Raw genomic sequence first — 20,354 nt, 5'->3', positions numbered from 1 at the left:
GGTCAAGATCGCGGCATACGCGAGCGGCCGTGAACAGGATCGAAGGCGCAGGAGGCGCGCAAACTCATTTCGTCGCCCGGCATCACGGGGTCTGGTAAATCCCTGGCGAAATGACCGTTCAGTAATCCTCTGCGTCGCCGATAAGGCATGTCACGGCTTGATGAAGCGGTGATGGCACTCTTATGTCAAACTGCGCTGAAAACTGTTGAAACAATTCTATTTGGATTTATAAAAAATCCTTTATTCTTCGGGCCGGTGTCGCGGGGTTAGACCTTCGTCGTAGTCCGAAAGGGTTACGGTTGACTTGCCAGTCACGGTCTGGCGCTAATCGCGCATCCGCGGATTCCGGGCGTTCGAACCGGAACCAAAGACACACAAGAATTAGAAAACGAGAGGAGCGATACATGAAGAAGTCCACCTTGGCCATGGCAGTGGCCCTTGGGGTATTGGCGCAGCAGGCAGGCGCCGCCGGTTTCATTGAAGACAGCAAGGCGTCTGTCAGTTCTCGTACGTTGTATTTCAATAACGACAACCATGAAACGGGCAGCGAGGATCTGCGCGAAACGGGCACCGGCCTCAAGTTCGACTACAAGTCTGGCTTCACGCAAGGTACCGTTGGTTTCGGTATCGACGCCCAGGCACTGGTGGGGATCCGTCTCGATGGCGGCCGGGGCCGTAACGCTGGTTCCTACATGCCTGCTGACACGAATGGCTCGGCGGTGCATGAGTGGAGCCGTTTGTCCGGTAACGTGAAGGCATTGTTCTCCAAGACCGAAGCTCACCTCGGTGGTGCGCTGGCGCCTAACCTGCCGATCCTGGTTGCCAACGACAGCCGTTTGCTGCCACAGACCTTTGAAGGTGGCACCATCACCTCCAAGGATCTCGACAACGTCACTTTCAACGCGGGCCAGTTGGAACACGCCACAGGTCGGGCATCGAGCAACAGCACTGGTCTGGCGGTCGCGGGCGGTACCGAGGAAAGCAACCAGTTCCGTTACGCAGGTGCTGACTGGAAGGTCACCAAAGACCTGACGCTGCAGTACTACTACGCCAACCTGCAGGATTACTACAAGCAGCATTTCCTGGGCGCGGTACACGTTTTCCCGATCAGCGAAGGCCAATCGTTCAAGACTGATCTGCGTTACTTCGACAGCAGCTCGGATGGCCGCAACGGCGACGCGGGCTATCGCTTTAACAACAACAATGGCTATGCCAAGACCCCGGGCGAGGTCGATAACAAGACCTGGAGCGCCATGTTCACCTACACCCTGGGTGGCAGTGCTTTCTTGCTGGGTCATCAACAAGTCGGCGATGACGGTGGCTTTGTCTACCTGAACCAGGGCAACGTGGTTGACAGCAACGGCCGTCCTGAAGGTGCTGGTGGCGCAAGCTTCTACCTGTTCACCGATAGCATGATCAACGGGTTTGTCCGTGCCGGTGAAAACACCACCTTCGGTCAATACTCCTACGACTTCGCTTCCTTGGGCGTTCCAGGCCTGAAGGCTGCCGTTTCCTACCTGCGTGGTGACGACGTCAAAACAGCCTCCGGCACGAGCGAATACTCCGAGTGGGAACGTGACATGCGTGTCGACTACGTCATCCAGCAGGGCGCTTTGAAAGGCTTCGGTACCACCGTGCGTCACGGTAGCTACCGCAGCAGCGGTGTGGGTGATGACCAGGACCAGACTCGCGTAATCTTCAACTACACCTACAACTTCATGTAAGGCGTAGCGAAGTAAAAAAGCCCCGCCCGGCATCACGCCGGGCGGGGCTTTTGCGTTTTTGGCTCAACGAGCCGAATACGGCTTCATCCCTTGGCCTTCGTCGCATCCTTACGCAGAATGAAGCCGCTGAACGCCAGAAAGTCATCCAAGTGCCCGGTAATGATCGCCACCAGGATCGGCAATTGCAGGGCTTGATAGTCATGCACGGCGATATTCTTGAACCCCACCATGTTCTTCAGGTTTTTCACCAACCCTTCTTCGATCCAGCCGCCCTGAAAAAGCAACTCGAAGGTATCGCGGGCACTTTGCGGGATACCCAGTCGTTCACGGCGAATCAAATGCTGTCCCATATCCAGCGCCGCTTCACAGGCACGCTGAATGTTCAGGACGGCCGAATCCTGGCGAGTGAAATCCGTAGCAAAAGTAGCGGGGTTCTTCTCGTATTCCTCTCGCACTCTCGCAACGCAACGTTCGATGCTCGCGGCTTTGTTGATCAGTACGTCATCGGCCATATACGCTGCCTTCTTCCTGGATAACCTTGAGCAATCCCGCCCGAGCCTCATCGAGCGCGGTCTTCTCGCTGAGAATGAAGCATTCGAACAATCCCGCCTGTACGTCTTTGGCCCAGAGTCGCTGGCCAAGGGTCACGATTTGGTATTGCATCACAGTGGTTGCCGCCCGTAGATCAATCAGATCCACCGGACTGCCAGCAATGTCCGCCAGGTCCCCCGAAAGCTGCCATAGGGACACTGGATCGATCTCGCCGGACAAAAGCACAGCCAGGTCGACATCGCTGTCAGGCCCGGCATCGCCCTGTGCATGGCTGCCGAACAGGTATACCGCCAGCAGGTCAGGCAAACGGTTTTGCAGATGAGTACAAAGCTTGAGTGTTCATGCCGCCTATCCTAGCCGCTCGTTCTGAAATCGCATCAAGAATTTCCGTATCGTAGACGCAAGACAAAAAAAGCCCCGCCCGGCATCACGCCGGGCGGGGCTTTCGCGTTTCGGTTCGGCCCACCCCTGTAGCCTTCCCCGAAACCCTCCTCTTTTCAGCAACTCGAGGCCTTCTCGAAACCTCGGGAATGATCTTGGGCCGGTATGCGTTACGGCACCAGTGAACAGTTTTTTATATTTCCTAATGATCTAGATAAATGGGTATTCATTCTTTTTAAAACGATGAAAACCGGTGCACAGTTTGCGCTCATGAAACCACCCAGGAGCCGCACCATGAGCCTCAGACTCGGCGACATCGCCCCCGATTTCGAACAGGATTCCAGCGCCGGCAAGATTCGCTTCCATGAATGGCTCGGCGATAGCTGGGGCGTGCTGTTCTCCCACCCGGCGGACTTCACGCCGGTGTGCACCACTGAACTGGGCCTCACCGCCAAGCTCAAGGACGAATTCGCCAAGCGCGGCGTCAAGGCCATCGCTCTGTCGGTAGACCCGGTGGATTCGCACCACAAGTGGATCGAAGACATCAACGAAACCCAGAATGCCGTCGTGAACTTCCCGATCCTGGCTGACGCCGACCGCAAGGTTTCGGACCTGTACGACCTGATTCACCCCAACGCCAGCGATACCTTGACCGTGCGCTCATTATTCGTGATCGACCCGAACAAGAAGATCCGCCTGACGATCACCTACCCGGCGAGCACTGGCCGCAATTTCAACGAAATCTTGCGGGTGATCGATTCCCTGCAACTGACCGACAACTACAAAGTCGCCACCCCGGCCAACTGGCAGGACGGTGATGAAGTGGTGATCGTGCCGTCGCTCAAGGATGAAGAAGAACTCAAGCAGCGCTTTCCCAAGGGCTATCGCGCGGTGAAGCCGTACTTGCGCCTTACGCCGCAGCCCAATCGCTGACACCGAGTCCGAGTTGACTGGATCCTGTGGGGGCATCAAGGATTTGGCCGTTTCGACGGCCTTTCTTATTGCGACTGGAAAAGACAATTGGTTATCTCTTCAAGGAATAACCAAATGAATAAATATGATTTAAAGATATATGATGGCGCTGTTATGGTTTGCTCCATCCAGCGAGATCGCCCATCGCGAATCGCACGTGACTTTTAAGGAATGGTTGGCATGTTGGTTGTCTCGCTCGGCGGCAGTCCCAGCCAGCGCTCCCGTTCTGGAGTGCTGTTGGAGCGCTCGCAACGTTGGTTACAACAGCAAGGTGTAGAAGTGGTGAGTTATCAGGTACGTGATTTCCCTGCAGAGGATCTGCTCCATGCCCGCTTCGACAGTCCCAAAGTGATTGACCTGCTGGCCCAGATTGAAAATGCCGACGGCCTGCTCATCGCCACGCCAGTGTACAAGGCGTCTTTTTCCGGTGCGCTGAAGACCGTACTCGATCTGCTGCCGGAACGGGCCCTGGCCCACAAAGTGGTGTTGCCGATGGCAACCGGCGGCAGCATCGCCCACATGCTGGCGGTAGATTATGCCCTCAAGCCCGTGCTGTCGGCACTCAAGGCCCAGGAAATGCTCCATGGGATTTTTGCCGAAGACAGCCAGATCGCCTATGGCGAAGGCAGTGCCCAGGCGCAATTGACGCCTGCCTTGCAGCAGCGCCTGGACGAAGCGCTTGAACAGTTCTACAGCGCCATGGCCCGTCGGCCCAGGCCGCTCGACCCCAGCGCATTGAACGAACGTCTGTTGAGTGCTCGCTGGAGCATTTGACCGCTACATCCCTGCTTCAACTCCACCTTACTCAGCCGTCAACGGCCAAGCAGGTGCAGCCAAAACCCCACAGCAAAAAGGAGAGGCGCCATGCGCACTGTCATTTTGCGTCGCGGGCTGGTCGCTCTGTTTGCTGCGGCTGTGTCCCTCGGCGTCATTACCCAGACTCAAGCCGAAACCTTGCGGATCGGCTATCAGAAGTACGGCACGCTGGTGCTGCTCAAGGCCAAGGGGACATTGGAGAAACGCCTCGCCGCCCAGGGCGTCGACGTGCAATGGACCGAATTTCCCGGCGGCCCCCAGCTTCTGGAAGGCTTGAATGTCGGTTCCATCGATTTTGGCGTCACCGGTGAAACTCCACCGGTGTTTGCCCAGGCGGCCGGCGCGGACTTGCTCTATGTCGCCTACGAACCGCCAGCCCCCCACAGTGAGGCGATCCTGGTGCCCAAGGGCTCGTCGATCCAGTCGGTGCAGGACCTCAAGGGCAAGAAGGTCGTGTTGAACAAAGGCTCCAATGTCCATTACCTGCTGGTACGGGCACTGGAAGATGCCGGCCTTGAATATTCCGAGATCCAGACGGTTTTCCTGCCGCCAGCCGACGCCCGCGCCGCGTTCGAGCGCGGCAGCGTGGACGCCTGGGTGATCTGGGATCCGTACCAGGCCGCGGCTGAACAGCAATTGCAGGCCCGCACCTTGCGGGACGGCAAAGGCATCGTCGACAACCATCAGTTCTACCTCGCGACCAAACCCTACGCGCAGAAAAATCCCCAGGTGATCACGGCCCTGGTGGAAGAAGTGCGGGCGGTGGGCGAATGGTCCAAGGCCAACCCTGAAGACGTGACCCAACAGGTATCGCCGCTGCTTGGCCTGCCGGCGGACATCACCCTGACGTCTGTGAAACGCCAAGGCTACGGGGCGTTGTTCCTCACGCCGGAGGTGGTGGCGGCGCAGCAGAAAATCGCCGACAGCTTCTACCAGCTCAAGTTGATTCCCAAGCCCTTGAGCATCAAGGACGTGATCTGGACGCCGCCGGCGGCCGTTGCGAACGCGCAGTAATTCGATCCCTTAGGAGACCACTCCATGAGCCTCAATATTTTCTGGTTCCTGCCCACCCACGGCGACGGTCATTACCTTGGCACCGCTGAAGGTGCCCGCGCCGTCGATCATGGTTACTTGCAGCAAATCGCCCAGGCCGCCGATCGGCTGGGTTTCGGCGGTGTATTGATTCCTACCGGACGCTCCTGCGAAGACTCGTGGCTGGTGGCCGCGTCGTTGATTCCGGTGACCCAGCGCTTGAAGTTCCTGGTTGCCCTGCGCCCCGGGATTGTTTCCCCAACGGTGGCGGCGCGTCAGGCTGCAACCTTGGATCGGCTATCGGGAGGACGTGCGCTGTTCAACCTGGTCACCGGCGGCGATCCGGATGAGCTGGCCGGCGACGGGCTGTTTCTCGATCATGAACAACGCTATCAAGCGTCGGTGGAGTTCACCCGGATCTGGCGTCGGGTGCTGGAAGGCGAGACCGTGGATTACAACGGTGAACACATCAGCGTGAAGGGCGCCAAGCTGCTCTATCCGCCGATCCAGCAACCGCGTCCGCCGCTGTACTTTGGCGGCTCGTCGGAAGCGGCCCAGGATCTGGCCGCCGAGCAGGTGGACATGGTGCTGACCTGGGGTGAGCCCCCGGCGGCCGTCGCGGAAAAAATCCAACAGGTGCGGACCAAGGCTGCGAAGCTGGGGCGTACCGTGCGCTTCGGCATTCGCCTGCATGTGATCGTGCGTGAAACCAACGCCGAGGCCTGGCAAGCGGCCGACCGCTTGATCTCCCACCTGGACGACGAAACCATTGCCCGCGCCCAGGCTTCCCTGGCGCGTTTCGACTCGGTGGGCCAGCAGCGAATGGCCGCGTTGCACGGCGGTCGCCGCGACAAGCTGGAGGTCAGCCCCAACCTCTGGGCCGGTGTCGGCCTGGTGCGCGGCGGCGCCGGGACGGCACTGGTGGGCGATGGCCCGACCGTGGCCGCGCGGGTCAAGGAATACGCCGGCCTGGGCATCGACACGTTCATCTTCTCGGGTTATCCACACCTGGAAGAGTCTTATCGGGTGGCGGAGCTGCTATTCCCGCACTTGGATGTGGAACGCCCGGAGCTGCCGAAAAGCCAAGGCTACGTGAGTCCGTTCGGCGAGATGGTCGCCAATGACATCCTGCCTAAAGCCGCGTCCCAGAGTTGAGGCGGCCATGAGGAAAATTATCCACAACCTCGCGCCGTGGACGGTGCCATTGCTGTTGCTTGCAACGTGGCAGTTATCGGTGTCGGCCGGCTGGTTATCCACGCGGATCCTGCCGGCGCCAGTCGCGGTGATCGAGGCTGGCGTGAGCCTGGTGCGCAGCGGCGAAATCTGGACTCACCTGGCTATCAGCGGCTGGCGCGCAGCGGTCGGCTTCCTGATTGGTGGCGGCATCGGCCTTACCCTGGGCTTTATCACGGGCCTGTCGAAGTGGGGCGAGCGGCTGCTGGACAGCTCCGTGCAGATGATACGCAACGTCCCGCACCTGGCGCTTATTCCGTTGGTGATCCTTTGGTTCGGCATCGACGAGTCGGCGAAGATCTTCCTGGTGGCGCTGGGCACGCTGTTCCCCATCTACCTCAACACCTATCACGGGATCCGTAACGTCGACCCAGCGCTGGTGGAAATGTCTCGCAGCTACGGTTTGTCCGGTTTCAGCCTGTTTCGCCAGGTGATCCTGCCGGGCGCCTTGCCGTCGATCCTGGTGGGCGTGCGCTTTGCCCTGGGCTTCATGTGGCTGACGCTGATCGTGGCGGAAACCATCTCGGCCAGCGCCGGTATCGGTTACTTGGCGATGAATGCCCGGGAGTTCCTGCAGACCGACGTGGTGGTGCTGGCGATTCTCTTGTACGCCGTGCTCGGCAAGCTGGCTGACCTCGCCGCCCGTGGCCTCGAACGGGTCTGGCTGCGCTGGCATCCGGCCTATCAAGTAAGCAAGGGAGGTGTTGCATGAGCGCTCAACAACCTCCGCGCTTGCTGCGGGGCATCCCGCTGGCGGTGCGCAATCTTCAGAAGACGTTTGGTGCGCGCCAGGTATTGAGAGATATCGACCTGCATATCCCGGCCGGGCAATTCGTCGCGGTTGTCGGCCGCAGTGGCTGCGGTAAAAGCACCTTGCTGCGCTTGCTCGCCGGCCTCGATCAGCCCTCGGGCGGCCAGCTGTTGGCCGGCTCGGCATCGCTGAGCGCTGCACGGGAGGACACCCGGCTGATGTTCCAGGAAGCGCGCCTGTTGCCCTGGAAAAAGGTCATCGACAACGTTGGCCTCGGGCTCCAGGGCGACTGGCGGCCGCAAGCCTCGCAGGCGCTGGATGCCGTGGGCCTGGCGGATCGCGCCCATGAATGGCCGGCGTCGTTGTCCGGTGGCCAGAAGCAACGGGTGGCCCTGGCCCGCGCGCTGATCCACCAGCCGCGCCTGCTGTTGCTCGACGAACCCCTGGGCGCGCTCGATGCCCTGACCCGGATCGAGATGCAGCAATTGATCGAACGCTTGTGGCTGCAACACGGCTTCACGGTGCTGCTGGTGACCCACGACGTCAGCGAAGCGGTGGCGATTGCCGACCGGGTCATCCTGATCGAGGACGGCCAGGTCGGCCTCGACCTGACCATCGACCTGCCACGCCCCCGCGCTCGCGGCTCGCATCGCCTGGCGAGCCTGGAAACCGAAGTCCTCGACCGTGTGCTGTCCTTGCCCGGCCAACCGCCGGCACCCGAACCCGTTTCACCCTTGCCCACGCAGTTGCGTTGGGCGCAATAACTTCATCCAGACAGGAATCGACACCATGACCATCAAAGCCATCAACGTCCGCAACCAGTTCAAAGGCACCATCAAGGAAATCGTCGAAGGCGATGTGCTGTCGGAAATCGACGTGCAGACCGCTTCGGGCATCGTCACATCGGTCATCACCACCCGCTCGGTGAAAGAGCTGGAACTGGCGATCGGCAGCGAGGTGATTGCCTTCGTCAAATCAACCGAGGTCTCCATCGCCAAGTTGTGAGCGATGCTTGACCTGCGGCCCCGGACGGCGTGAGCCCTTCGGGGCTTTTGGTCTCTGGCGGTGTTTACATGCGCCCCATGAGGTTCGAGGGGCTGCTGCGTCCGAGGCGTCGGACCGGCCCAGCGGGAGCAGCCCAGGATCAGGGCGTCTCTCGTTTGGGCAAATAGGGCGGCAGGTAAAGCCCCAGGTACGCATCGAACACCCGCATGCCTTCTTCGGCCAGGCGCGGGGTGATTTGTCCGTGTTGCTGTACCGAGCGGGCGTAGACGCGGTCGCCCAGCTCCATCGCCAGGGCGAACACATCCACGTCGGACGGCAGTGTCGGCAGCTCGAAATGCCGGGCGAAGACGGTGTGCATCAGCGCGCCCAGCTCAACGTCGTGCTGGCGGTCGGCCTGGGTGACTTCGGTCAAGCCATGCTGGGCCAGGATCAACTGGCGAGCGGCGGCGTCCTGGCTGTAGATGGCCAGCATGCGCTGTTCTACCAGTCGTGACAGGTCATGCCAGTGGTGAAGGGCCGCGTGGTCGATCGGCGCTTGCAGGCACGCGCGAAAGGCGGCGTGGACATCGGCGGTCAGGGCTTCGAGCAGGGCCGGGACGCTGGCGAAGAAGTGATAGACGGAGGAGGGCGGGATCCCGGCGCGTTCGGCGACGCTGTAGATCGACAGGCTGGCCACGCCTTCGGTGGCAAGCAGCGTACGGGCGGCATCGAGAATGGTATCGATCCGGGCCTGGCTGCGTGCGCGGGGTTTGCGAGGGGTGGCGATGCGCGTCATGGATGTCTCCTGCGGGGCTGCCGGGCATTGTACGCAGAGCGGGCGGATGGTCCATACCTGCACTTGGTGAAGAAGATTTCTTGTGGCGTGGGATTTTATCTGTGGCGAGGGGGTTGTAAGCGCTCAAAAAAACGCCGCAGGCCATATGGCCTGCGGCGTTCTTTTTTTACCGCAACCGCTTACACGGTATGCAAGTACCAGTTGTACTCGAGGTCGGAGATCGAGTGTTCGAACTCTTCCAGTTCGCTTTCCTTGCAGGCCACGAAGATATCGATGTACTTCGGATCGATGTACTTGGCCATGACTTCGCTGTCGTCCAATTCACGCAGGGCATCGCGCAAGTTGTTCGGCAGGCTCTGCTCGTTCTGCTCGTAGCTGTTGCCTTCGACCGGCGCACCGGGCTCGATCTTGTTGACCAGGCCATGGTGCACGCCTGCCAGCACGGAGGCCATCAGCAGGTACGGGTTGGCATCGGCGCCGGCGACGCGGTGTTCCAGGCGCACGGCATCGGCGGAGCCGGTGGGTACGCGCAGCGCCACGGTGCGGTTGTCCAGGCCCCAGGTCGGCGAGTTCGGCACATAGAACTGTGCGCCGAAACGGCGGTAGGAGTTGACGTTCGGGCAGAGGAAAGCCATCTGCGCGGGCAGGGTCTCGAGCACACCGCCGATCGCGTGACGCAATGCGGCGTTCTGCTCGGGATCCTCGCTGGCAAAGATATTCTTGCCGTCTTTGTCCAGGATCGAAATGTGGACGTGCAAACCATTGCCTGCCTGGCCCGGGTACGGCTTGGCCATGAAGGTGGTGTCCATTTCATGGTCGTAGGCGATGTTCTTGATCAGGCGCTTGAGCAGGACTGCATAGTCGCAGGCCTTGATCGGGTCGGCGACGTGGTGCAGGTTCACTTCGAACTGCGCCGGGGCACTTTCCTTGACGATGGCGTCGGCGGGGATGCCTTGCTCCTTCGCACCTTCCAGGATGTCCTGGAGGCAGTCGACGTATTCGTCGAGGTCATCGATCAGGTAGACCTGGGTCGAATGCGGGCGTTTGCCGGAAATCGGCGAGCGGGGCGGTTGCGGGCGGCCATTCACGTTCTCCTGGTCGATCAGGTAGAACTCCAGCTCGAACGCGGCGCAAATGGTCAGGCCCAGTTCATCGAACTTGGTCACGACCTGGCGCAGGACTTCCCGAGGGTCGGCAAAGAACGGATCGCCTTCGAGTTCGTGCATGGTCATCAGCAGTTGCGCGGTCGGGCGCTTCTGCCAGGGTTCATTGCTCAGGGTGCCGGGGATGGGATAGCAGATGCGGTCGGCATCGCCGATGTCCAGGCCCAGCCCGGTGCTTTCCACCGTCGAGCCGTTGATATCCAGGGCAAATAGAGAGGCCGGCAGGTTGATGCCTTTCTCGTAAACCTTGTGGAGGCTGGTGCGTTCGATGCGCTTGCCGCGCACCACACCATTCATATCCGCAATCAGAAGGTCAACGTACAGAACCTCAGGATGTTCCTTAAGGAACGCGTTCGCTTCGTTAAGCTGAACGGCACGCGGGGGTACCGACATGATGCAACACCTTTGTTGTTAAAAATATCAATCATTGATCTCTTCGAAAGCCAGTCAACCCGAACGGCATGCCGAAGTCAAGCAGGGCCTTTTTTGCCCTAAAAAAGCACCCGACGGGCATTTTTGAGGCAATTTGGGGCGTTTTTTTCCCTTTGAAGGCCTTGGCGCCCGCAGGCTTGAGCGTGCCGTGTTGTATTTTTTACGGGGGTGTTGTGTAAAAAAATGAACAAGGCTAAGCTCGATTCAAACCCATAACAGCAATAATACCGGGGTGCTTCATGTCTCGCCTGCCGTTAATCGGCGTCACGACCTGCTCCAGGCAGATCGGTTTGCATGCGTATCACACCACTGGCGACAAATACGTCCGGGCTGTCGCTACAGCCGCCAAGGGCCTGCCGGTGCTGATCCCATCCCTGGCGGATCTGTTCGCACCGTCCGATATTCTGGACGCCCTGGACGGTATTCTTTTTACCGGCTCTCCTTCCAATGTAGAACCTTTTCACTATCAAGGCCCGGCCAGCGCGCCAGGCACTGCCCATGATCCTGCACGGGACGCCATCACCCTTCCGCTGATCCGCGCCGCTGTCAATGCGGGCGTCCCGGTGCTGGGCATCTGCCGCGGTTTCCAGGAAATGAACGTAGCCTTTGGCGGCACCCTGCATCAGAAAGTTCATGAAGTCGGAACGTTCATCGATCATCGTGAAGACGACACCCAGCCGGTGGAGGTCCAATATGGTCCGGCCCATGCCGTGCATATCCAGCCCGGAGGCGTCCTGGCGGGCCTGGGCCTGCCGCCGCAGATCGATGTCAACTCGATCCATAGCCAGGGCATCGAGCGACTGGCACCGGGCTTGCGGGCCGAAGCCCTCGCGCCGGATGGCCTGGTCGAGGCCGTTTCGGTGGCACAAGGCAAGGCTTTTGCTTTAGGTGTGCAATGGCACCCGGAGTGGGCGGTAGGCTCTAATCCGTACTACCTTGCAATCTTCCAGGCGTTTGGCGATGCCTGCAGAGCAAGGGCAACACAACGCGACGCCGATGCGTCAAACAACGCCTGACTACTAATAGCAGCCAGGAAACTCACGCCTAGAGGCATTTATGAGTAACAACCTCGACCAGCTCACCGATTGGTTGAAAGACCACAAGATCACAGAAGTCGAATGCATGATTGGCGACCTGACCGGCATCACCCGGGGCAAGATCTCGCCGACCAACAAGTTCATTGCCGAAAAAGGCATGCGCCTGCCCGAGAGCGTCCTGCTCCAGACCGTAACGGGCGACTATGTCGAAGACGACATCTATTACGAACTGCTCGACCCTGCCGACATCGACATGATGTGCCGCCCGGACGAAAACGCAGTCTTCCTCGTGCCCTGGGCCATCGAGCCCACCGCACAAGTGATCCATGACTCCTACGACAAGCAAGGCAACCCCATCGAGCTGTCGCCGCGCAACGTGCTGAAAAAGGTGCTCAAGCTCTACGCAGACAAGGGCTGGCAGCCGATTGTCGCGCCGGAAATGGAGTTCTACCTGACCAAGCGCAGCGACGACCCGGATTTTCCGCTGCAGCCGCCGATTGGTCGTTCCGGTCGCCCGGAAACCGGTCGCCAGTCTTTCTCGATCGAAGCGGCCAACGAATTCGACCCGTTGTTCGAAGACGTCTACGACTGGTGCGAATTGCAGGAGCTGGACCTCGATACGCTGATCCACGAGGACGGCACCGCGCAGATGGAGATCAATTTCCGTCACGGCGACGCGCTGTCCCTGGCCGACCAGATCCTGGTGTTCAAGCGCACCATGCGCGAGGCGGCGCTCAAGCACGACGTGGCCGCCACGTTCATGGCCAAGCCCATGACCGGCGAGCCGGGCAGTGCGATGCACTTGCACCAGAGCATCATCGACAAGGAAACCGGCAAGAACGTCTTCTCCAACGAAGACGGGACCATGAGCGACCTGTTCCTGCACCACATCGGTGGCCTGCAGAAATTCATTCCCGAGCTGTTGCCGCTGTTCGCGCCCAACGTCAACTCCTTCCGCCGCTTCCTGCCCGACACCTCGGCGCCGGTGAACGTGGAGTGGGGCGAAGAAAACCGCACCGTGGGCCTGCGGGTGCCGGATGCCGGGCCGCAGAACCGTCGGGTGGAAAACCGCTTGCCGGGCGCCGACGCCAACCCGTACCTGGCGATTGCCGCCAGCCTGTTGTGTGGCTACATCGGCATGGTCGAAGGCATCAACCCGAGCGCGCCCGTGGTGGGCCGTGGGTATGAGCGCCGCAACTTGCGCCTGCCGCTGACCATCGAAGATGCCCTGGAGCGCATGGAGAACAGCACCACCATCGAGAAGTACTTGGGCAAGAAATTCATCACGGGCTACGTCGCGGTCAAGCGGGCCGAGCATGAAAACTTCAAGCGCGTCATCAGTTCGTGGGAGCGGGAATTCCTGCTCTTTGCCGTCTGATGCGCCGGGCGGGGCTGCCACAGGCCCCGCCCCCAAATGGAATAAAGGAGAATTTGCATGACCCGCAACAACCCGCAAACCCGTGAATGGCAGGCCTTGAGCAACGATCACCACCTGGCGCCGTTCAGCGATTTCAAACAGCTCAAAGAGAAAGGCCCGCGCATCATCACCCACGCCAAGGGCGTGTACCTCTGGGACAGTGAAGGCAACAAGATCCTCGACGGCATGGCCGGCCTGTGGTGCGTGGCCGTCGGCTATGGCCGCGATGAACTGGCGGACGCCGCCAGCCAGCAAATGCGGGAGCTGCCGTACTACAACCTGTTCTTCCAGACCGCCCACCCGCCGGTACTGGCATTGTCCAAGGCCATCGCCGATATCGCCCCGGAAGGCATGAACCACGTGTTCTTCACCGGCTCCGGCTCGGAAGGCAACGACACCATGTTGCGCATGGTCCGCCACTACTGGGCGATCAAGGGCCAGCCGAACAAGAAAGTCATCATCAGCCGCAAGAACGGTTATCACGGTTCGACCGTCGCCGGCGCGAGCCTGGGTGGCATGACGTATATGCACGAGCAAGGCGACCTGCCGATCCCGGGCATCGTCCACATCGCCCAACCGTACTGGTTCGGTGAAGGCGGCGACATGAGCCCTGAAGAGTTCGGCATCTGGGCGGCGAACCAGTTGGAAGAGAAGATCCTAGAGATCGGCGTGGACAATGTCGGCGCGTTCATCGCCGAGCCGATCCAGGGCGCCGGCGGTGTGATCGTGCCGCCGGACAGCTACTGGCCGCGCATGAAGGAAATCCTCGCCAAGTACGACATCCTGTTCGTGGCCGACGAAGTAATCTGTGGTTTCGGGCGTACCGGTGAGTGGTTCGGTACCGACTTTTACGGGTTGAAACCGCACATGATGACCATCGCCAAGGGCCTGACCTCCGGCTACATCCCCATGGGCGGCCTGATCGTGCGCGACGATGTGGTCGAGGTGCTCAACGAGGGTGGTGATTTCAACCATGGCTTCACTTACTCCGGTCACCCCGTCGCCGCCGCAGTGGCCCTGGAAAACATCCGCATCCTGCGCGAAGAAAAGATCATCGAGCGTGTCCACGGCGAAACGGCACCCTATTTGCAGCAACGCCTGCGGGAACTGAACGATCATCCGCTGGTGGGTGAAGTGCGCGGTGTCGGCTTGCTGGGGGCGATCGAGCTGGTGCAGGACAAGGCCACGCGCAAACGCTATGAAGGCAAAGGCGTGGGCATGATCTGCCGGCAGTTCTGCTTCGATAACGGCCTGATCATGCGCGCGGTGGGGGACACGATGATCATTGCGCCGCCGCTGGTGATCAGCAAGGCCGAGATCGACGAGTTGGTGACCAAGGCGCGGCATTGCCTGGACCTGACGCTCAGTGCGTTACAGGGCTAAGTGCTAGGCTCTGAGCGAGGTGCCGGCATGGGCCTCGCCCGGCATGAACAAAAGACTGGGCTTTGGTTGAAAGCCTGCCCTGTAACTTGCCAGACTACCGCAGCTGTTCAAGTTGCCAGAGAGTCGGCTACTGAACTGTGGCTAAGAAGAATAACTGGAGCATTTTTTCATGAAGGCATTAGGTATGAAGATCGCTGGCAAGACCCTCCTCGCCATGTCCCTGATGGGCGTGATGGCGGGCGCCGTCCAGGCGGACGACAAAGTACTGCACGTCTATAACTGGTCCGACTACATCGCGCCGGACACGGTCGCCAAGTTCGAGAAGGAAACCGGGATCAAGGTCGTCTACGACGTGTTCGACAGCAACGAGACGCTGGAAGCCAAGTTGCTGGCCGGCAAGTCTGGCTATGACGTCGTAGTGCCGTCGAACAACTTCCTCGCCAAGCAGATCAAGGCCGGCGTCTACCAAGAGCTGGACAAGTCGAAGCTGCCGAACTGGAAGAACCTGGACACCGACTTGCTCAAGGCTGTCGGCGATGCCAGCGACCAGGGCAACAAACACGCCTTCCCTTACATGTGGGGCACCATCGGCATTGGTTACAACCCCGAGAAGGTCAAGGCCGCGTTGGGCGTCGACAAGATCGATTCCTGGGACACCCTGCTCAAGCCGGAGAACATCGCCAAGCTCAAGAGCTGCGGTGTGAGCTTCCTCGATTCGCCAACCGAAATGATTCCGGTGGCCCTGCATTATCTCGGTTACCCGACCGACAGCCAGGACAAGAAGCAACTGGCTGAAGCCGAAGCACTGTTCCTCAAGCTGCGCCCATCGATCGGTTACTTCCACTCTTCCAAATACATCTCGGACCTGGCCAACGGCAACATCTGCGTGGCCGTGGGTTACTCGGGTGATATCGAGCAGTCCAAGAGCCGTGCGGCCGAGGCTGGCGGCAAGGTGAAAGTGGCCTACACCATTCCGAAGGAAGGTGCCGGTTCGTTCTACGACATGGTTGCCATTCCGAAGGATGCTGAAAACGTCGAAGCCGCCTACAAGTGGATGAACTTCATCATGCAGCCGGAAATCATGGCGGAGATTACCGACAACGTGCGTTTCCCGAACGGCAACAAGGCTGCCACCCCGCTGGTGGACAAGGAAATCTCTGGTGACCCGAGCATCTATCCATCGGACGAAGTGAAGGCCAAGCTGTACGCCATCGCCGACTTGCCGTCGGCCACCCAGCGGATCCTGACCCGCAGCTGGACCAAGATCAAATCCGGTAAATAAGCCGGCTTGAAATACGCTCCGGTTTTCGCCGCCCCCGCGACGGCGTCAACCGGAGCAATTAAATAATTAAAAGTTTTGCTGGATCGGTTTATCGAGGGTAAGTTGCGCGCCGGTTTTGTTGCAGGGCACATCGTGACCCGGCACGGGGGCAACTTGGGCCCAACTATTTAAGAGGACCTCCACGTGCCTGTCTTTTCTTTGTTGCGCAACGCCTTGCTGGTCGGTGCCGGCCTGACACTCGCCGTCAGTGTCCAGGCAGCCTCCACCGTGCATATTTATAACTGGTCGGATTACATCGGCGAATCGACCCTGGCGGACTTCGAGAAAGCCACCGGGATCAAGCCGGTCTACGACGTGTTCGATTCCAACGAAACCCTGGAAGGCAAGTTGCTGGCCGGTCGCACCGGCTATGACGTGGTCGTGCCGTCCAACCACTTCCTGGGCAAACAGATCAAGGCCGGGGCGTTCCAGAAGCTCGACAAGTCCCAGCTGTCCAACTACGCCAACCTCGATCCTGCGCTGCTAAAGCGCCTGGAAAAGAACGACCCGGGTAACCAATACGCCGTGCCTTACCTGTGGGGCACCAACGGCATTGGCTACAACGTCGAGAAGATCAAGGCGGTCCTGGGCGTCGACAAGATCGATTCGTGGGCGATGCTGTTCGAGCCGGAAAATATCAAGAAGCTCTCCAACTGCGGCGTTTCGTTCCTCGATTCGGGCGACGAAATGATCCCGGCGATGCTCAATTACCTGGGCCTGGATCCCAACAGCCAGAACCCTGAAGACTACAAGAAGGCCGAGGCCCAGCTCCTCAAGATCCGGCCCTACGTGACCTACTTCAATTCCTCCAAGTACATTTCCGACCTGGCCAATGGCGAGATCTGCGTGGCCGCCGGTTTCTCCGGCGACATCTTCCAGGCCCGCGAGCGGGCCAGCGAGGCCGGCAAGGGCATCAACATTGCCTACGTGATCCCCAAGGAAGGCGGCAACCTCTGGTTCGACATGCTGGCGATCCCGCGCGACGCCTCCAACGTCAAGGAGGCCCATGCATTCATCAACTACCTGCTCAAGCCTGAGGTCATCGCCCAGGTCAGCGACGTGGTCGGTTATGCCAACCCGAACCCCAAGGCTGGCGAGCTGATGGACCAGGAAGTGCGCACCGACGAAGCGGTTTATCCGCCGCAGGCAGTTGTCAACAAGCTCTACGTCAACTCCGAGTTGCCGCCCAAGATCCAACGACTCATGACCCGCAGCTGGACCAAGGTCAAGTCGGGTAAATAGCGTTAAGCGCTCTAACTTTTATAAGGTTCGCCCGTCTTGGGCGAGCTGCAAATTTTGTGGGAGTTTCGTAAATGGCAGTTGCCTCCGGCGCCTATAAGAAAGCCCTCGAGGGCGACCAGACACCCAAGCAGGTGCTGGTCAAGATCGACCGGGTCACGAAGAAGTTCGACGAGACGATTGCCGTGGACGATGTGTCCCTGGAAATCAAGAAAGGCGAGATCTTTGCCTTGCTCGGAGGTTCGGGATCGGGCAAATCCACCTTGCTGCGCATGCTGGCAGGTTTCGAGCGGCCCACGGAGGGGCGGATTTTCCTCGACGGCGTGGACATCACCGACATGCCGCCCTATGAGCGGCCGATCAACATGATGTTCCAGTCCTATGCCTTGTTCCCCCACATGACCGTGGCACAGAACATCGCTTTCGGCCTGCAACAGGACAAGATCCCCAAGGCCGAGATCGACGCCCGCGTGGCCGAGATGCTCAAGCTGGTGCAGATGAGCCAGTACGCCAAGCGCAAGCCGCACCAGCTCTCCGGCGGCCAGCGCCAGCGCGTGGCCCTGGCCCGTTCCCTGGCCAAACGGCCGAAGCTGTTGCTGCTCGACGAGCCGATGGGCGCCCTGGACAAGAAGCTGCGCTCGCAAATGCAGCTTGAACTGGTGGAGATCATCGAACGGGTCGGCGTGACCTGCGTCATGGTGACCCACGACCAGGAAGAGGCTATGACCATGGCCGAGCGCATCGCGATCATGCACCTGGGCTGGATCGCCCAGATCGGCAGCCCGATCGACATCTACGAGACCCCGACCAGTCGTCTGGTCTGTGAATTCATCGGCAACGTCAACATCTTCGAGACCGAAGTGGTGGACGACGCCGAGGGCCACGCGGTGCTGACCTGCAAAGACCTGGACCGCGACATCTACGTCGGCCACGGCATCAGCACCTCGGTGCAGGACAAGTCCGTGACCTACGCCATTCGCCCGGAAAAACTGCTGGTCACTCCCGAACAGCCGACCTGCGAGCACAACTGGTCCAGCGGCAAAGTCCACGACATCGCCTACCTGGGCGGCCACTCGGTGTTCTACGTCGAATTGCCGAGTGGCAAGCTGGTGCAGTCGTTCGTGGCCAACGCCGAGCGCCGTGGCCAGCGTCCGACCTGGGGCGACCAGGTGTTCGTCTGGTGGGAAGATGACAGCGGCGTGGTGCTTCGCTCATGAACATGCGCAAACTCAAACGCCGACTCGCCCGAATAACGCCCGGTGGCCGCCAGTTGGTCATCGGGGTGCCCTTCGTCTGGCTGTTCCTGTTCTTCATGCTGCCGTTCTTCATTGTCCTGAAGATCAGCTTCGCCGAAGCCGACGTGGCGATCCCGCCGTACACCGAGATCTACAGCTACGTCGACCAGAAGCTGCAAGTGCTGCTCAACCTCGCCAACTATGTGTTGCTGAGCGAGGACGATCTGTACATCGCCGCCTACCTCGGCTCGCTGAAAATGGCCCTGATCAGCACCGCCCTGTGCCTGCTGATCGGCTACCCGATGGCCTACGGCATCGCCAACGCCCGCAAAGAGATGCAGACGGTGCTGGTGCTGCTGATCATGATGCCGACCTGGACCGCGATCCTGATCCGTGTCTACGCGTGGATGGGCATCCTCAGCAACAACGGCTTGCTCAACGGCTTTCTGATGAGCATGGGCTGGATCAGCGAGCCGCTGCAAATCCTCAATACCAACCTGGCGGTCTACATCGGCGTGGTTTATTCCTACCTGCCGTTCATGATCCTGCCGTTGTACGCCAACCTGGTGAAGCATGACGCCAGCCTGTTGGAAGCCGCGTCGGACCTGGGTTCGAGCACCTTCAACAGCTTCTGGAAAATCACCGTGCCGCTGTCCAAGAACGGCATCATCGCCGGCTGCATGCTGGTGTTCATCCCGGTGGTGGGCGAATTCGTGATCCCGGAACTGCTGGGCGGCCCGGAAACCCTGATGATCGGCAAAGTGCTGTGGCAGGAATTCTTCAACAACCGTGACTGGCCGGTGGCATCCGCCCTGGCGGTGGTGATGCTGGCGATCCTGATCGTGCCCATCATCCTGTTCAACCGCAGTCAGGCCAAGGAAATGGAGGGCAAGGAATGAAGCGCTTCAGTTTTTCAAGCCTGATGCTGGTGCTGGGTCTGCTGTTCATCTACGCGCCGATGCTGATCCTGGTGATCTACTCGTTCAACGCCTCGAAGCTGGTGACGGTGTGGGGCGGCTGGTCGGTCAAGTGGTACGTCGGCCTACTGGACAACAGCCAATTGATGGGCTCGGTAATGCGCTCGCTGGAAATCGCCTGCTACACGGCGATTGCCGCGGTGGCCCTGGGCACGCTGGCGGCCTTCGTGCTGACCCGCATCACCCACTTCAAGGGCCGCACGCTGTTCGGCGGCCTGGTCACCGCGCCGCTGGTAATGCCGGAAGTAATCACTGGCCTGTCGTTGCTGCTGCTGTTCGTGGCCATGGCGCAGATGATCGGTTGGCCCCAGGAGCGTGGCATCGTCACGATCTGGATCGCCCACACCACGTTCTGCGCAGCCTATGTGGCGGTCGTGGTGTCAGCGCGCTTGCGTGAGCTGGACCTGTCCATCGAAGAAGCGGCCATGGACCTCGGTGCGCGGCCGTGGAAGGTATTCTTCCTGATCACCATTCCGATGATCGCGCCGTCGCTGGCGGCGGGCGGCATGATGTCGTTCGCGTTGTCGCTGGACGACCTGGTGCTGGCAAGCTTCGTTTCCGGCCCTGGTTCGACGACCTTGCCGATGGAAGTCTTCTCGGCGGTACGCCTGGGTGTGAAACCGGAAATCAACGCCGTGGCGAGCCTGATCCTGTTGGCGGTGTCCCTGGTGACTTTCCTGGTCTGGTACTTCAGCCGCCGCGCCGAAGAGAACCGCAAGCGAGCGATCCAGCAAGCCATCGAGGAAAGCGCCGCCGATTCCTGGAAACAACCGGAAGTCCGCCGAGCCGATACCGCGTCGGTCTGACCGACACAGGGAGAGCGAGCTTGCTCGCGAAGACGGCAGTACGTTCAACATTCATGTTGGCCGATACACCGCTTTCGCGAGCAAGCTCTCCCACAGGTGTTTT

Annotated in this window: 20 protein-coding genes; 16 read left to right on the top strand and 4 right to left on the bottom strand. The window is 60.1% G+C overall.

The window, feature by feature from the left end:
* Positions 1-404: 404 nt before the first annotated feature.
* Positions 405-1,724: an OprD family outer membrane porin gene (locus JZ00_RS07670; RefSeq protein ID WP_039590315.1), complete on the top strand. Its 1,320-nt coding sequence runs from the start codon at positions 405-407 to the stop codon at positions 1,722-1,724.
* Positions 1,725-1,807: 83 nt separating this feature from the next.
* Here JZ00_RS07670 and hepT read toward each other — a convergent pair whose 3' ends face one another.
* The gene (gene hepT, locus JZ00_RS07665; RefSeq protein ID WP_039590318.1) at positions 1,808-2,236 is read right to left on the bottom strand and encodes a type VII toxin-antitoxin system HepT family RNase toxin; all 429 of its coding nucleotides are present in this window, start codon (positions 2,234-2,236) and stop codon (positions 1,808-1,810) included.
* Positions 2,226-2,582, bottom strand: a complete 357-nt coding sequence (gene mntA / locus JZ00_RS07660) for a type VII toxin-antitoxin system MntA family adenylyltransferase antitoxin (RefSeq protein WP_235433057.1) — start codon at positions 2,580-2,582, stop codon at positions 2,226-2,228. The genes hepT and mntA overlap by 11 nt, the downstream gene beginning before the upstream one ends.
* Before the next feature lie 369 nt (positions 2,583-2,951).
* On the opposite strand from mntA, the gene JZ00_RS07655 reads away from it, so the two are divergent.
* The 7 genes from JZ00_RS07655 to JZ00_RS07625 all read left to right on the top strand — a co-directional run bounded on the left by JZ00_RS07655 (position 2,952) and on the right by JZ00_RS07625 (position 8,466).
* Positions 2,952-3,590, top strand: coding sequence for a peroxiredoxin (locus JZ00_RS07655; RefSeq protein WP_003206652.1), 639 nt, complete (start codon positions 2,952-2,954; stop codon positions 3,588-3,590).
* A 219-nt stretch (positions 3,591-3,809) separates the two neighbouring features.
* The gene (ssuE, locus tag JZ00_RS07650; protein WP_039590321.1) at positions 3,810-4,403 is read left to right on the top strand and encodes an NADPH-dependent FMN reductase; all 594 of its coding nucleotides are present in this window, start codon (positions 3,810-3,812) and stop codon (positions 4,401-4,403) included.
* Between the two features lie 90 nt (positions 4,404-4,493).
* Positions 4,494-5,459, top strand: coding sequence for a sulfonate ABC transporter substrate-binding protein (locus JZ00_RS07645; protein WP_039590323.1), 966 nt, complete (start codon positions 4,494-4,496; stop codon positions 5,457-5,459).
* Between the two features lie 24 nt (positions 5,460-5,483).
* Positions 5,484-6,632, top strand: a complete 1,149-nt coding sequence (gene ssuD / locus JZ00_RS07640; RefSeq protein ID WP_039590325.1) for an FMNH2-dependent alkanesulfonate monooxygenase — start codon at positions 5,484-5,486, stop codon at positions 6,630-6,632.
* A 7-nt stretch (positions 6,633-6,639) separates the two neighbouring features.
* Positions 6,640-7,422, top strand: coding sequence for an aliphatic sulfonate ABC transporter permease SsuC (ssuC, locus tag JZ00_RS07635; protein WP_039590326.1), 783 nt, complete (start codon positions 6,640-6,642; stop codon positions 7,420-7,422).
* Positions 7,419-8,225, top strand: a complete 807-nt coding sequence (ssuB, locus tag JZ00_RS07630; protein ID WP_039590328.1) for an aliphatic sulfonates ABC transporter ATP-binding protein — start codon at positions 7,419-7,421, stop codon at positions 8,223-8,225. The genes ssuC and ssuB overlap by 4 nt, the downstream gene beginning before the upstream one ends.
* A 25-nt stretch (positions 8,226-8,250) precedes the next feature.
* Positions 8,251-8,466, top strand: coding sequence for a TOBE domain-containing protein (locus JZ00_RS07625; protein WP_003177394.1), 216 nt, complete (start codon positions 8,251-8,253; stop codon positions 8,464-8,466).
* 139 nt (positions 8,467-8,605) lie between these two features.
* On the opposite strand, the gene JZ00_RS07620 is transcribed toward JZ00_RS07625, so the two are convergent.
* Positions 8,606-9,241, bottom strand: a complete 636-nt coding sequence (locus JZ00_RS07620) for a TetR/AcrR family transcriptional regulator (protein ID WP_039590332.1) — start codon at positions 9,239-9,241, stop codon at positions 8,606-8,608.
* A gap of 179 nt (positions 9,242-9,420) precedes the next feature.
* On the bottom strand, positions 9,421-10,797 hold the full coding sequence (locus tag JZ00_RS07615) for a glutamine synthetase family protein (protein ID WP_039590333.1): 1,377 nt from the start codon (positions 10,795-10,797) through the stop codon (positions 9,421-9,423).
* A gap of 278 nt (positions 10,798-11,075) precedes the next feature.
* Here JZ00_RS07615 and JZ00_RS07610 point away from each other — a divergent pair, with 278 nt between their 5' ends.
* The 8 genes from JZ00_RS07610 to JZ00_RS07575 all read left to right on the top strand — a co-directional run bounded on the left by JZ00_RS07610 (position 11,076) and on the right by JZ00_RS07575 (position 20,251).
* The gene (locus tag JZ00_RS07610) at positions 11,076-11,852 is read left to right on the top strand and encodes a gamma-glutamyl-gamma-aminobutyrate hydrolase family protein (RefSeq protein ID WP_039590335.1); all 777 of its coding nucleotides are present in this window, start codon (positions 11,076-11,078) and stop codon (positions 11,850-11,852) included.
* A 40-nt stretch (positions 11,853-11,892) separates the two neighbouring features.
* Positions 11,893-13,251: a glutamine synthetase family protein gene (locus tag JZ00_RS07605; protein WP_030138097.1), complete on the top strand. Its 1,359-nt coding sequence runs from the start codon at positions 11,893-11,895 to the stop codon at positions 13,249-13,251.
* Between the two features lie 57 nt (positions 13,252-13,308).
* Positions 13,309-14,673 carry an aspartate aminotransferase family protein gene (locus tag JZ00_RS07600; protein WP_039590338.1) on the top strand — a complete coding sequence of 455 codons (1,365 nt, stop codon included), beginning with the start codon at positions 13,309-13,311 and terminating at the stop codon, positions 14,671-14,673.
* Positions 14,674-14,857: 184 nt separating this feature from the next.
* The gene (locus tag JZ00_RS07595; RefSeq protein WP_039590340.1) at positions 14,858-15,955 is read left to right on the top strand and encodes a polyamine ABC transporter substrate-binding protein; all 1,098 of its coding nucleotides are present in this window, start codon (positions 14,858-14,860) and stop codon (positions 15,953-15,955) included.
* Positions 15,956-16,138: 183 nt separating this feature from the next.
* Positions 16,139-17,236, top strand: a complete 1,098-nt coding sequence (locus JZ00_RS07590; protein WP_039590342.1) for a polyamine ABC transporter substrate-binding protein — start codon at positions 16,139-16,141, stop codon at positions 17,234-17,236.
* A 71-nt stretch (positions 17,237-17,307) separates the two neighbouring features.
* Complete coding sequence (locus JZ00_RS07585; RefSeq protein ID WP_039590344.1) at positions 17,308-18,450, top strand: ABC transporter ATP-binding protein; 1,143 nt, start codon at positions 17,308-17,310, stop codon at positions 18,448-18,450.
* Positions 18,447-19,367 carry an ABC transporter permease subunit gene (locus JZ00_RS07580; RefSeq protein ID WP_039590345.1) on the top strand — a complete coding sequence of 307 codons (921 nt, stop codon included), beginning with the start codon at positions 18,447-18,449 and terminating at the stop codon, positions 19,365-19,367. Before JZ00_RS07585 ends, JZ00_RS07580 begins: the two co-directional genes overlap by 4 nt.
* Positions 19,364-20,251 carry an ABC transporter permease subunit gene (locus JZ00_RS07575; RefSeq protein ID WP_039590347.1) on the top strand — a complete coding sequence of 296 codons (888 nt, stop codon included), beginning with the start codon at positions 19,364-19,366 and terminating at the stop codon, positions 20,249-20,251. Before JZ00_RS07580 ends, JZ00_RS07575 begins: the two co-directional genes overlap by 4 nt.
* The last annotated feature ends 103 nt before the right edge of the window (positions 20,252-20,354 follow it).

This window comes from Pseudomonas frederiksbergensis (genome assembly GCF_000802155.2).
Taxonomy (GTDB): Bacteria; Pseudomonadota; Gammaproteobacteria; order Pseudomonadales; family Pseudomonadaceae; genus Aquipseudomonas; species Aquipseudomonas frederiksbergensis_A.
Note: the sequence above shows the minus strand (reverse complement) of the source record. Positions and strands in the feature narration are given on the sequence as shown.